10 protein-coding genes are annotated in these 13,917 nt (G+C 46.3%); 2 read left to right on the top strand and 8 right to left on the bottom strand.

Going from position 1 to position 13,917, the window contains the following annotated elements:
* Positions 1-48: 48 nt before the first annotated feature.
* The 7 genes from recC to AC6R00_RS04305 all read right to left on the bottom strand — a co-directional run bounded on the left by recC (position 49) and on the right by AC6R00_RS04305 (position 9,685).
* The gene (gene recC, locus AC6R00_RS04335) at positions 49-3,507 is read right to left on the bottom strand and encodes an exodeoxyribonuclease V subunit gamma (RefSeq protein ID WP_500639439.1); all 3,459 of its coding nucleotides are present in this window, start codon (positions 3,505-3,507) and stop codon (positions 49-51) included.
* A 167-nt stretch (positions 3,508-3,674) separates the two neighbouring features.
* The gene (locus tag AC6R00_RS04330) at positions 3,675-5,393 is read right to left on the bottom strand and encodes an extracellular solute-binding protein (RefSeq protein WP_494505743.1); all 1,719 of its coding nucleotides are present in this window, start codon (positions 5,391-5,393) and stop codon (positions 3,675-3,677) included.
* A 115-nt stretch (positions 5,394-5,508) separates the two neighbouring features.
* On the bottom strand, positions 5,509-5,781 hold the full coding sequence (locus AC6R00_RS04325) for a DUF2160 domain-containing protein (protein WP_004746261.1): 273 nt from the start codon (positions 5,779-5,781) through the stop codon (positions 5,509-5,511).
* An 11-nt stretch (positions 5,782-5,792) separates the two neighbouring features.
* Positions 5,793-6,611 carry a carbohydrate ABC transporter permease gene (locus AC6R00_RS04320; RefSeq protein ID WP_004746260.1) on the bottom strand — a complete coding sequence of 273 codons (819 nt, stop codon included), beginning with the start codon at positions 6,609-6,611 and terminating at the stop codon, positions 5,793-5,795.
* A gap of 16 nt (positions 6,612-6,627) precedes the next feature.
* Positions 6,628-7,491 carry a carbohydrate ABC transporter permease gene (locus AC6R00_RS04315; protein ID WP_004746259.1) on the bottom strand — a complete coding sequence of 288 codons (864 nt, stop codon included), beginning with the start codon at positions 7,489-7,491 and terminating at the stop codon, positions 6,628-6,630.
* Positions 7,491-8,591, bottom strand: a complete 1,101-nt coding sequence (locus AC6R00_RS04310) for an ABC transporter ATP-binding protein (protein WP_171322221.1) — start codon at positions 8,589-8,591, stop codon at positions 7,491-7,493. Before AC6R00_RS04310 ends, AC6R00_RS04315 begins: the two co-directional genes overlap by 1 nt.
* A 5-nt stretch (positions 8,592-8,596) precedes the next feature.
* A complete protein-coding gene (locus AC6R00_RS04305) occupies positions 8,597-9,685 on the bottom strand; it encodes an ABC transporter ATP-binding protein (protein WP_500639438.1) in 1,089 nt (362 codons plus the stop codon).
* A gap of 343 nt (positions 9,686-10,028) precedes the next feature.
* Here AC6R00_RS04305 and AC6R00_RS04300 point away from each other — a divergent pair, with 343 nt between their 5' ends.
* Positions 10,029-11,912: a sigma-54-dependent Fis family transcriptional regulator gene (locus AC6R00_RS04300; protein ID WP_500639437.1), complete on the top strand. Its 1,884-nt coding sequence runs from the start codon at positions 10,029-10,031 to the stop codon at positions 11,910-11,912.
* Here the strand turns inward: AC6R00_RS04300 and AC6R00_RS04295 are convergent.
* Positions 11,909-12,883 (bottom strand): TDT family transporter, encoded by a 975-nt coding sequence (locus AC6R00_RS04295; RefSeq protein ID WP_500639436.1) that lies wholly within the window; start codon positions 12,881-12,883, stop codon positions 11,909-11,911. The genes AC6R00_RS04300 and AC6R00_RS04295 overlap by 4 nt on opposite strands.
* A gap of 104 nt (positions 12,884-12,987) precedes the next feature.
* Between AC6R00_RS04295 and AC6R00_RS04290 the strand changes: the two genes are divergently transcribed.
* A complete protein-coding gene (locus AC6R00_RS04290; protein WP_171322216.1) occupies positions 12,988-13,875 on the top strand; it encodes a LysR substrate-binding domain-containing protein in 888 nt (295 codons plus the stop codon).
* Positions 13,876-13,917 lie beyond the last annotated feature (42 nt).

Here is a 13,917-nt window from a genome sequence, read left to right as displayed (position 1 = left end):
TACTGGCGGCCACCTACTTTCCTTCAACCCGTTTTCCACTAAGCTGATCTATTGCATGTCTTCACTGCTCTTTGCCTCTAGTCGAGGGGTTTGCAGTACCAATGCTGTGATGGTGCGTGCCTGCGCTGCTAAGTTGTCGTTCCAACTTGGCCAGATACGCGAGATGTAAGGGTTATTGCCTTCACCTGCTGCCATAAAACCATCGTTAAATGTATCGGCCATTTTCTTGAATGATTTCTCTTCATCATCCACCCAGTTCCCGCGACTGAATCCCGCTTCAACACCTGCTAATGCAGTTCTCGGGAAATAGCACAAGGGTTCGGTCATGCCTTGATAGAACAAACGAACTAGCTCAGCTAACAAGCTATGAGCGTAGCTGGCATCTGCAATTTCAGGGTAGATAAGATGAACAACCCCTTCCTTGCGATCATAACCAATCATATGGGTGCGCTTACTAATGCCCATCGCCGACATCGCTAGGTGGTCTATCCAAGCAGACAAGTAGTCTTGTGAGCGAATCTTACCGCTGCGAAAACGAATTAAACCCGACTGATAATACTGTGTCAGCCAGCCAGTTAGGTTAATCTTTTTATCCTCACCTAAGACGTCAAATGTCAGCTTTACTTCGAGGTCATTAACTTCGCTGCCACATAAGAAAGTCAGTTTTTCCACCAGCTCCTGCGCCTGAACTCGGTTAGTTTCAAACTCGATATCACCAAATGCGCCAACCGGTAATTTCCCTTGCGCCCGTTGCTGCTTAACAAAGCTTTCAATCACACCCTTGCTATCTTGCCCACCAGAAAGCTGCTGTTTGAATAAGCTATCCAATAAACTGTCGCGCATTTGATAGCTTTCTAAGCCATTAAGTACAAAAGGCTCGTCATCTTCCATTACCGGTAGCGGTGGCTCAAACATCACTTTTAAGCGGCGATTGAAAAAGTATTGCACCGGCAAACGCCAGAAGCGTTGCAACTCAACCAGATCTAGCTCTAACGGGTAGGTCGCATCGAGTAAGTAATCTTGCAGTTGTCGATTAAACTCACCGCTCACCTGGCCTAATCTGTTCACCGCAGGTAACCACTCTTTAGCATAACTTGGATGCTCACCGACAAACGCGGTAGCACTAAACGGCACCATAGAGTGGTGAGTGATAAGTTCTGATAGCAGTTTTTCTCCAGACTCATCACTCGCTAACACCTCGTCTCCATCTAGGCGGTAGTTTTGGTGGCAATACTCCATCAGCTCAGAAACCAGCACCGATGGCACACGCTCTGTATTGTCTTGGATTGAGCGGCCAACATAACTGATGTATAGCGTTTGCTGTGCAGACAGCATGGCCTCTAGGAATAGGTACCTGTCATCATCTCGGCGAGAGCGATCCCCTGGTTTGGTTCGCCCATTCATCAGATCGAAGCCCTCTGGCGGCATAGAACGTGGATAGACACCATCATTCATACCCAGTAAGCAAACCGTTCTGAACGGAATAGAACGCATCGGCATCAAGGTACAGAAGTTCACTTGCCCAGCAAGGAAGCGTTGGCTGATCCGCGTCCCAGACAGCTTGTTGTTCAAATAGGTGGTAATAATCGCCGGAGATAATGACTGCTCGAAAGCAGCGTCAGTCAGTTGCTCTTTTAAATTGGCTAAGGTGTCACGAATCGACTTCAGCGCCGCCTCACCTTCCAGTTCAACACTAAAGAAATCATCCAGCAGCAAGGTCAGTATTTCGCGCCAACTATCAATTGATTGAGTTTGTAGCAGTTTGTGTCGGTAATCGCTGACCGTCTCAATAAAGTGCGCCAACTTGCCCGCTAATTCCGCACCCATTCCTTGCACTTCATTATAAGGTGAAAGCGCTCCTGACCTTGATTCAAACAGCCCTGCTGATTCTGGCATGGCGTAACCAAGCAACATGCGCTCAATACCAAACTGCCAAGTATTTTGCGCTGTCTCAGGCAAATCAAATTCTTGCCCTGTGGTTGCATTCAATCCCCAACGAATACCCGACTCTTCTACCCACTGTTTGGCCAAAATAAACTCATCTTCCGTTAACCCGAATCGAGCTAAGATCGCCGGAGTTTCAAGCAGTTCGAGTAACTCAGATGCTAAACAACGGGTGTTTGGCAGGTTAACCAACTGCATAAATGCATTAAGGATTGGGCTTTCTTGGTCGGCGGTACGGTCAGAAATAGAGTAAGGGATAAATCGCTCACCGGGAGCGTTGCCAAACACGGCTTGAATGGCTGGGCTGTAGGCATTGATGTCCGCCACCATGACAATAATATCGCGTGGCTTTAAACTTGGATCGGCATCGAACATCGCCAAAAGCTGATCATGTAAGACTTCCACTTCACGCATCGGGCTATGGCAAGCGTGTAGCGTGAGGGACTTATCGCCTAATTGCACCACTTGCTTATGCGAGCTGGTTTCTAACTGATGATCATCTTGATGCTCTTCAAGATTGAGAATGTCTGCTTGAAGTTGATGGAGCAATGAGTCTCGCTCGACATCAACAAAGGCTTCAATCTCATGGGACTCTAGCTGCGAAAGAAGATACATGTTGTCGCGTCCCAACTTACCCATTGAAGCGAGTAAGCTATTACCCACCGCATCGGTATGTAGCTCATCAAGTACGTTATCTTCAATCGAGCCTTTTAGTTGCTCACTCTCGCCCTGTTGCTCTGAGTGGTCTTGATTCCACACTACATGTTTACGGTGTTTTGCCGCTAAACGTGCTAAGAACTTTCTGTCTCTTACCTCGCCCCAGTAGTAACGACAAGGGTTGGTAAACATCAGGTGGACATCAATGTGCTCACCAATGGCTTTAAGCGCATCCATATAACGTGGCGGCAGTGAAGTAATTCCGAACACAAACAAGCGCTGAGGCAAATGTTCAAAACTGCCCTGAAAGTTTTCTAAGGTATCGATAAAGTGTTCGTACAAGTTGGCGCGATGATAAGGTGATTGACCTAAGGCAACGGTATGATCGTAAAGCGCTTGCCATAAAATCGGCTGCCAAGGGTGCTCATCTTCCAATTCCAGTACCGCTTGGCCCGCTTCCCAACTGGCAATCCACTCTGGTCGATAAACCAGATAACCATCAAAGATATCGGCAATTTTCTCTGATAATTGATAAAGCTTGGAGCTATCTTCGTCTTGCTCTAGATAGCGTTTAAGCGGCTCGAACTCTGGCTGACCCAAAAGCCCAGGCAAGATGTGCATCAGCTTCCACGTCATCGACTCTTTGTTAAAGGCGCTACGCTTAGGTACATCTGGCAATACCTCTGTGAACATATTCCAGATAAATGTCGCTGGCAGAGGAAAATCAATGTTCGCCGCTACGCCAAACTCTTTAGCCAGTTCCATCTTCAACCACTGAGACATACCCGGGCTTTGCACCAAGATCTGCTCTTTATCGAAAGGGTTTTCTAATGGATTGAGACGAACAAGCTCAACAAGTAGTGACTTTAAGACGTCGACTTGGTTGGAATGGTAGACAGTAAACAAAATGCACTCACACTAATATTGCCGCAACTAGGGTGAGACTAGCACAAGCTGATCAATTTCGAGAGCGTTATAAGCGTATGATTTGGCTCGAATCAAAATACCCGCTCAAGCCTTAAACAGACAAGAGCGGGTAGGAGGGAGAAATCATCAATTAAGGCGATAAAACCTTATTGAGCGATGAGATCTTTGTAAGCGATAGTCTTACCTTGTGGCTTCTCGTTAGCCAGTTTCGCTTTTGGAGCACCTAGCTGAGATAACCAGTGTTCAGGGTCTTTCTTCGGATTCAGCTGAGGACCACACTCACCTTGTGCGCCACTACGCTCTAGACGTTGCAATACTCGGTCTTGGGCTTTTGCTAAACCATCCAGCGCTTCTTGAGGTGTTTTCTCACCGCTTGCTGCTTCAGAAACGTATTGCCACCAAAGCTGAGCCAGTTTTGGATAATCTGGCACGTTGGTTCCTGTTGGTGTCCATTGTTTACGAGCATCACTGCGGTAGAACTCAACCAAGCCACCTAGTTTTGGCGCCGCTTCCGTCATCGCATCTGAGTTGATATCCGACTCACGAATTGGCGTTAGACCAACCAGAGTTTTCTTCAAGCTGACCGATTTAGAAACCACAAACTGAGCGTATAACCATGCAGCCTGACGACGATCAACAGGTGTACTGTTGAGGAATGTCCACGAGCCCGCATCTTGGTAACCTAGCTTCATACCGTCTTCCCAGTATGGACCACGTGGTGACGGAGCCATACGCCATTTAGGTGTGCCGTCTTCATTAACAACAGGAAGACCTGGCTTGGTCATATCAGCAGTAAAGGCGGTATACCAGAAGATTTGCTGCGCGATAGAACCTTGAGCTGGAACTGGGCCTGCTTCACCAAATGTCATACCCTGAGCTTCTGGTGGCGCATATTGCTTAAGCCAATCCACATATTTGGTCGTTGCATAAACCGCTGCTGGGCCGTTGGTTGCACCGCCACGAGCGACATCTGAGCCAACTGGCTTACAACCTTCAATACGAATACCCCATTCATCAACAGGTAGGCCGTTTGGAATACCTTTGTCACCCGCACCCGCCATTGAGAACCACGAGTCCGTGAAACGCCAACCTAGCGAAGGATCTTTCTTACCGTAATCCATGTGACCGTATACAGGCTCGCCATCAATGGTCTTAACTTTATCGGTAAAGAACTCGGCGATATCTTCATACGCTGACCAGTTCAAAGGTACACCAAGCTCATAGCCATACGCTTTCTTGAACTTAGCTTTCAAATCTTCGCGTTCAAACCAGTCTGCGCGGAACCAGTACAGGTTCGCGAACTGTTGGTCAGGAAGTTGATAGAGCTTACCGTCAGGGCCTGTCGTGAAGTCCAAGCCAATAAAGTCTTGCAGGTCTAAGTATGGGTTAGTTACGCTTTTCCCTTCACCTTCCATGAAGTCTGAAATAGGTACAACTTTACCGTAACGAACGTGAGTACCAATCAAGTCGGAATCGTTAATGTAGGCGTCGTAGATGTTACGCCCTGTTTGCATCTGAGTTTGTAGCTTTTCTACTACATCACCTTCTTGAATCAGGTCATGATTTACCTTGATCCCTGTGATTTCATAGAATGCCTTTGCCAATACTTTCGCTTCGTACTCGTGCGTAGTAATGGTTTCAGAAGCAACATTGATTTCCATACCTTGGTAAGGCTTAGCAGCATCGATAAACCACTGCATCTCTTGCGTTTGTTCATCCTGTGACAAGGTCGTCGGAGTAAACTCTTCACTCATCCATTTTTTTGCCGCCGCCATGTCAGCTAGCGCAGCAGGAGAGATTGCAGCAAGCGCAAAGGTCAGTGCTAAGCTACGTGCAAGGTAAGACTTTTTGATATCCTTTTTCATTATTGTGTAACTCCAGTTATGAGTATTCTGTCTCTTACGTTATTGATTACACTCATTACCTAGCGACTATGGCATCCTGTCAGACTGGTAATGAGCACATGTCAGTCAGTTGTATTTATCCCCATTTCAAAACTGTACCCAGCCAGATCACGCAAAGCGTAAATGGCACCCAAATCGATAATTCAGTCAGCCCTACAAATCCAAGGTGGATAAATGCGGAGCTTAATAAGCCGATAAACAGACGATCGCCACGTGTGGTCGTGATAGGAAGAAACCCTTTACGCTCAATACATGGCGTACGAATTTCTCGAATCGTCATTGTGAGTAAGATCAGCGCAATCCCCAGAAAGAACAGTGCTGAAGGTGTTGTCCATGCCATCCAAGCCATGATTTATCTCCTTAAACTCGACCCAATGCGAAGCCTTTCGCAACATGGTTTCTCACAAACCAGATAACCAAAATACCTGGCAAAATGGTCAGCACACCGGCAGCCGCCAATACGCCCCAGTCAATACCAGACGCACTGACAGTACGGGTCATAACCGCTGATATAGGCTTGGCATCAATAGAGGTCAGCGTACGTGCGAGTAGTAACTCTACCCAGCTGAACATGAAGCAGAAAAAAGCCGAGACCCCAATCCCCGAACGGATCATCGGCAAAAAGATTTTCACGAAAAACTTCGGAAAGCTGTAACCGTCAATGTAAGCGGTCTCATCGATTTCACGTGGCACACTCGACATAAAGCCTTCAAGAATCCATACCGCTAAAGGGACATTGAACAAACAGTGCGCAAGCGCGACCGCAATATGGGTATCGAAAAGACCAACCGACGAGTAAAGCTGGAAGAATGGCAGCAGGAATACCGCTGGTGGCGCCATTTTGTTGGTCAACAGCCAAAAGAACAGATGGTTGTCGCCAATAAACTTGAAACGCGAGAAAGCGTATGCGGCTGGCAGTGCCACTGTTAGGGTAATAACCATGTTCATGACTACGTAAATGATGGAATTCACGTACCCCATGTACCAGCTTGAATCAGAGAAGATGGTCGCATAGTTTTTCAGCGTCCAAGTCTCTGGCAGGAAGCTCAGCCCACCTAAGATTTCTTGGTTCTCCTTGAAAGACATGTTGAGTAACCAGTAAATCGGCAGCATCAAACAGATGATGTAGAACGCTAACCCGACAATTTGTGTATAGCGGGTGTATTTTGATTTTGTCATCGCCATTGTAGTTTCCTTACTTGTTTTCACCGTGCGTCATTGCGGTATAGAACACCCAACTCACCAACAAGATGATTAGGAAATAGATAATTGAGAAAGCGGCCGCAGGACCAATATCGAACTGGCCAATAGCCATTTTGGTCAGCGTTTGGCTGAGGAAGGTCGTTGAGTTACCCGGTCCACCACCCGTCAAGACAAACGGTTCGGTGTAAATCATGAAGCTGTCCATAAAGCGGATAAGAATGCCGATTAACAGCACACTCTTTAGCTTCGGCAGCTGAATGTAACGAATGATTGACCAAGTAGAAGCGCGGTCGATGTTCGCCGCCTGATAGTAAGCGTCAGGAATAGCGCGTAAGCCTGAATAACACAGCAACGCGATTAACGATGTCCAGTGCCAGACATCCATCAGAATAACCGTTAACCATGCATCAATTGGGTTGCCCGCGTAGTTGTAGTCAATCCCCATGCCATTGAGTGCCCAACCAAACAAACCGATATCTGCTCGACCAAAGATCTGCCAAATCGTGCCGACTACGTTAAGTGGAATTAGCAATGGAATCGCTAACACAATCAGACAAAATGCAGACCACTTACCTTTGGTTGGCATTGTCAGGGCGACAATGATCCCCAGCGGAACTTCGATAAGCAAAATCGTGAAAGTAAAACCAAACTGACGAAGAAGCGCGCCATGTAATCGATCATCATTAAGAATTTCTCGATACCACTCGGTGCCAACAAAGTATGCGGTGTTAGCATCAAAAATATCCTGTAGCGAATAGTTCACTACGGTCATCAAGGGCACAATCGCACTGAATGCGACCAATATGAAGACGGGTAGAACGAGGAACCACGCTTTATTGTTTGCTACCTTATCCATTACTCTTCCCCTACGTTGACTAAGAATTCATCGACATACAGCATGGTCCATTGTTCAGGGAAGCTGATGTAAGCCTCTTTTTCTGGAACAGGTTGATCCTCTTGAAGACGTGCTTTGATTTGTTTATTACCCAATTGCAGTGTGACAATCTTGTAGGTACCTAAGTCTTCAACGTGTAACACTTCACAACGCAGCGCAGACTCATTGCCCTTCTCCCACACATGGACAAATTCAGGTCGAATACCGATCTTGATGTTGTTGCTACCTGCTTGAGCAACGGCATGACGGTAGGACTCAGATAACGGCACTTCCACACCATCGAACATCACGCCATTATCCGTTGGCGTCACCTCCATTAAGTTCATGCCTGGACTGCCAATGAAGTAACCAACAAAGGTGTGGTTCGGTCTTTCAAACAGCTCTCTTGGGGTACCAAATTGAACAATCTGGCCGTTGTACATCACGGCAATTTCATCAGCGAACGTCGACGCTTCAAGCTGATCGTGTGTGACGTACACCATGGTGATATTGAACTGCTGATGGATTTGCTTTAGCTTGCGGCGCAGTTTCCACTTCAACTGCGGATCGATAACGGTGAGCGGTTCATCGAACAAAATCGCCGACACGTCATCTCGCACTAGACCGCGCCCCATTGACACTTTCTGCTTTTCATCTGCGGTAAGGTGTTGCGCTTTTTTCGACAGTACATTGGTCAGCTCTAAGATTTCAGCAATTTCGGTCACTTTGGAGTGCACCTTTGCTTTGTGTACCTTCATGTTGCGCAGTGGAAACGCCAAGTTGTCGTAGACAGACATGGTGTCGTAGATGACTGGAAACTGGAAAACCTGAGCGATATTACGGTCTTGTGGGCGAAGCTCGTTGACTCGCATGTCGTCAAACATCACATCACCTTGAGATGGGCTCATCAATCCAGAAATAATGTTCAGCAGTGTCGACTTACCACAGCCCGATGGCCCCAATAGAGCGTATGCACCGCCCTGCTTCCAAACGTGATTCATCTCTTTAATCGCATAAGGCGATGAAGCCGTTGGTTTCTTATCATAAGTATGTGCGAGTGAATTGAGTGTAATTTGAACCATGGCGACTACCCCCTAACATCACGAATCGGGGCATGGATAAGGTTCTGATCCATACCAAAGACATAGAATTTGTGGATTGGAATATAGATTTTGATCGTCTCATCCACATCGTAGGTATGCACGCCTGGTAAGTGCAGCACCATATCGAGGTGCGCATTACGTACATGGAGAAACGTCTCAGAGCCACTAATCTCTGCGACTTCTACCTGAACGGTTAGCTCTACATCGTCGTCATTTTTTGGCAGTAAACTCAGATGGCTCGGGCGAATGCCAAATTGATACTCCCCTTTATCCAACTTACTGAGTGACTGGTTAAGTGGGAAATGAGCACTCTTATCAAACGTCACTTCATTGCTGGTTACTGCACCCGAGATCAGGTTAATAGGTGGTTCACTAAATAAGGTTGCTGAATCGACGTTATCTGGTTGGTGATAAACCGAGGCAGTCGGGCCAGATTGAATCACCTGACCTTCATGCAGAATGGTGGTTGTACCGCCAAGCGCAAGCGCTTCATTCGGCTCCGTTGTCGCGTAAATCGCAATGGTGTGTCGAGTTTGGAATAGCTCACGCATTTCTTGACGCAACTCTTCACGTAGCTTGTAGTCAAGGTTTACGAGCGGTTCATCAAAAAGAATGATTTCCGCATCTTTAACTAAAGCGCGAGCCATCGCTGTACGCTGCTGCTGACCGCCAGAAAGCTCTAATGGATGTTTCTTCAAGTGTTCAGTAATGCGCAACATTTCTGCGGTTGCGCGAACACGCTCTTGAATCTCTTTCTCTGGCATACCCGCCAAGCGTAGTGGCGAAGCCACGTTCTCAAACACGCTTAGGTTGGGATAATTAATGAACTGCTGATACACCATCGAGATGTTACGCTCCCTTACGGAGACTCCCGTGACATCCACGCCGTTTACCAGAATCTTCCCTGATGTTGGTTTGTCTAGACCTGCGATAAGTCGCATCAACGAGGTCTTTCCTGCCAATGTGCGTCCTAGCAACACATTGAACGAACCAGGCTCAAAGGTGAGGTTAACGTCTGAGATATGCATCTCACCGTCAACGTATTTGCTTACCTGCTCAAGTGTTAATGACACTAAAAACTCCTTACCATTCGAACAATAATTTTTTTCGATATTGTTCGGTAGAGCGAGAGTCATGCCAACTTACAAAATTTGAAACAATTATTTTACAATACAGTTTTCCAGCCCTTTAAACATAAGGATATTGTGACTAAAAACTCAGTAAGGACCTAGATTTCATACTCATTCCACATATGAGACCACCGTAACATTTGTTAATAAAATGTGTTCAAAACATGTTCAAGGTGTTCAGATGAGTGATATGTTAAGTGAGCGTTTGTGATCATTAACGTTCACATACGAACAATTAGAATAATTACTTAAAAATGACTTTGTATCGCTGCTATTGGCCAACACTATGGACAAAAAACATCAATCAATGATCGAGAGCTCCTGGCAACGCTGTCGGGATGCTGGGCTAGTTCACAACAGCAACCCGATAATAGAGATGGAAACAGGACAAGCCTTTTCGCACACTCTCGAAGAACACTCGGGGTTGCTGACGACAACTCAGCAAAAGGTATTGCCTTTCTATGACAGCTTACTTTCAAATAGCAATTGCTTGATCACGCTAGCAAATACTAATGGTCAGGTGTTGAACAGCTGGGGTGAACAACGCTTTTTCTCGCAAAGGCAACCGCAAGTTTTCCAAAACGGTGTGCATTGGCAGGAAGGACTTATCGGCACCAACGCGATAGGTACCGCCCTTGAAACGGGTTCTATTGTTCAGGTGTTTCACGATGAACACTTTTTGACATCCAATCGATTTATGACGGGTTCAGCTGCGCCACTATTTGATGCCGAAAGAAAGATTGCTGGCGTACTGTCTATTTCTAGCGATGCCTACATGCCGACGGCGCATACCTTGGGTATGGTGAAGTTGATGTCACAAGCAATTGAGAACCAACTCATCGCCTCTAAATTTCAATCTGATCACTATCTACTGTGGTTTAACACTTCCCCTGAAAACATTGATAGCCAGTGGTCATCTTTGCTGGTGTTCAATGAACAAGGTGTGATCGTTTCTGCTAATCGACGTGCAGAAGTCGTACTCGGACAAGATCTAGCTTTGCAAAGACTGGAACAGATTTTTGATATTAAGCTTGAGCAGCTGTTGTCTCACCCTCCTTTCAATCCGACGGCGATTAGCACCCATTCACGCTTTAGTTTTTTTGGCATTATTACCCCACCAAAGGTGCCTCAAGGAAGGCAAATCGACTACCGTAAATCGATTCCTAAAACTGAATTAAAAGACGCAAAAGCACCGCTGGATTTGGAGCGCTTGAACATGGGCGATCCTAGATTGGCAAAGGCCATTACTCAGGCAAGTCGCATTCTAAATACCGACATTCCGATCTTGATTCACGGTGAAACGGGCGTAGGTAAAGAGGTATTCGTCAACGCTCTACATCTATCTAGTGAACGAAAACACGCTCCTATGATTGCAGTAAACTGCGCAGCAATTCCGGCCGAGTTAGTGGAGTCAGAGCTATTCGGTTACGAAAAAGGTGCTTTCACCGGAGCGAACACCAAAGGCTATATCGGATTAATCCGCAAGGCAGACAAAGGCACCTTGTTCTTAGATGAATTGGGCGATATGCCAATGAATGTTCAGGCTAGACTGCTGCGCGTCTTGCAAGAACGTAAAGTAACGCCACTCGGTTCAACCACATCATATCCTGTTGACTTTAAATTAGTTTCTGCGACAAACCGGAATTTAAAACAGGATGTAGAACGAGGCACATTTCGCCAAGATTTATACTACCGAGTTACGGGACTCAATCTATCTCTGCCCGCTCTGAGGGAGAGAACAGACAAAGAAGCCTTAGTGAAGTTCTTGCTAGCCAAATACTCGCTCGATGAGGAAACGCCCACTATCAGCCTAGAAGTGCTAGCCATGTTTAAGTCACACCCTTGGCCGGGTAATATCAGGCAGATGGTCAGTGTGATTCAAATTGCGATTGCGATGGCTGGCGATGAGACTATCTGTGTCGAACACCTTCCTGATGACTTTCTGCATGATCTTGAACTGCACGACCTTGAAGCACAGCAACCAGAGCCAATAGCGATGGCAACAACCAATATCAGTCTCCTGACTCATCCCGAACAATCCGAGTTAGACCAGGGAGAGTGGCTGAGCGTTTATGAGCAAAACGGCCGCAATGTTTCTGCGACCGCGAAAGATTTGAACATCAGCCGCAACACCTTGTATAAAAGGCTGAGAGAACAAGGACTGCGTTAATTTGATGCTAAGCCCAATGCATTGCTCACAGGCTTGTAGAAGGTGAGATATCTTAAGGCCACGTAGCTAACGACTAAGGTCGCTACAACCAGTTCAATGGCGGCTATCCATTGCACTTGCACAATGTACTTGTTTGCAACGCCAATGGTTTCCATCCATGCGGCAAGTTTAAATAGCGCTGTTGCACCAATCACCATTGGGAAGGTAAATGCTGCGTAACCTGGGCTAAATGGCAGTCTGAGTAATTTAAAGAAAGCCAGATAGATAATAGCTGTCATCAAGATCGCAATGCCAAACAGCAGACCAATGATCACAGGTGAAGGGTCAGCAGTGACCGTTAAATATCCCGCTAACGATAAGCTGGCAGGTGCTGCCATGATCGCCATGGTTGGTTTTGCTGCGTCTGGAATCTCATGAGTAAACATAAAACGATAGATCATCATTGGCAGCATCACGGCATAGGCGACCATTCCGAACAATAGCGCCCCATCTGCAATATGGCTCAAAACAGGGTTACCTGAGAAAGATACATCAGCCACTATGATGCCTACCGGTGGTACGAACCAACTCGGTACCATATGGTGCAATTCAAACTCTTGCGCTCTGTGGTAGATAAAACTGACTAGAAACACAATGTGAAGACCGACCGCAAATAACCAAAGTAAATCGCCAGCTAAAGGGTAAAAATGCCCTAAAGAATTCGAAACCACCATAGTGCCCATCGCGAACGTTGGTACAACACTACCCACGACAGGGTGAGCAAGATCTTCACGCAATAGATGATTATGAAAGAGAAATTTTACTGCTAGAACAGCCAGCAATACACTTGCGATTACCGCACCACTCCACTGAGCATAACCATCAAATGGGGCTGCATTTTCCCAACACCATCCTAAACTGGCGATACCAAGCGCTAAGCCTGCCATAGGAGTAGGTGCACCCATCACTTTTGCTTTTGCTGCTTTAATCATCTTTATTTACCTAGTTTGCTTACCATGGAGCTAGTTTACGCTTGCCAACTGTTCGATAATATCTAATTATTTAAAACACATGTTCAGACAATCTAAACGAAGCTATGGCCGCGAATATTTCTCTAAAACAGCTCAGAGTGTTTATCTCAATCACGCAACATGACACGTTAACGGCAGCGTCAGAAGCCTTGTTTTTGTCTAAGGCGGCAGTCAGCATGGCGTTGTCAGAGCTAGAAAAACAAATCGGCCATTCATTGTTCGATAGAGTCAATAACCGACTTATCCTCAATCAAGAAGGGCAGAAACTACTGCCTTTAGCGGACGAACTCATTGAGCGGGCGCAAGATATTGAACAGTTATTTGATAATGACCAGACATTAACGGGTGAACTAAGAATTGGGGCTAGTGACACCATAGGTAATCAAGTTGCTCCCTATCTAATTAGTGATTTCCGTCGCCATACCAATCACCACTCGCAAAGTTTGTTTATCTCCAACTCTGCATTGATCTGTCAGAAGTTGGTCGACTATGAGCTCGATCTTGCACTTATTGAAGGAAAAACACTGCACCCTGAACTTATTTCCACTCAATTCAGCCAAGACGAGATGTGCGTGATCTGCTCCCCTGATTCGCCACTGGCAAATAAACAAAGGTTTAGTGTTGGTGATTTAGAAGAGAGTGAGTGGATTTTACGCGAGCCGGGTTCAGGCTCGAGAGAGTTTTTCCTTCGCGCAATTGCTCCTCGTATTGAACAGTGGCATGAGTCATTTCAGCTCAACACCACAGAAGCGTTGATTAACAGTGTCTCTGCTGGGCTTGGCTTGGGTTGCTTATCAAAACTCGCGGCTCAGCCGGCGCTAACCGATGGTAGAGTGGTAGAACTTAAACTCTCTTTGGATATGAAAAGGCGCTACTGGTTGCTGGTACATAAAGAAAAATATCAGAGCCCATTGCTCAAATCCTTTATCGAATATTGCCATCAATGGGATTAAAAAAAGGGCAACTCCAATAACCAGAGTTGCCCTACGAATCCT

The organism is Vibrio sp. R10-SF1-ISO8, assembly GCF_059833805.1.
Note: the sequence above shows the minus strand (reverse complement) of the source record. Positions and strands in the feature narration are given on the sequence as shown.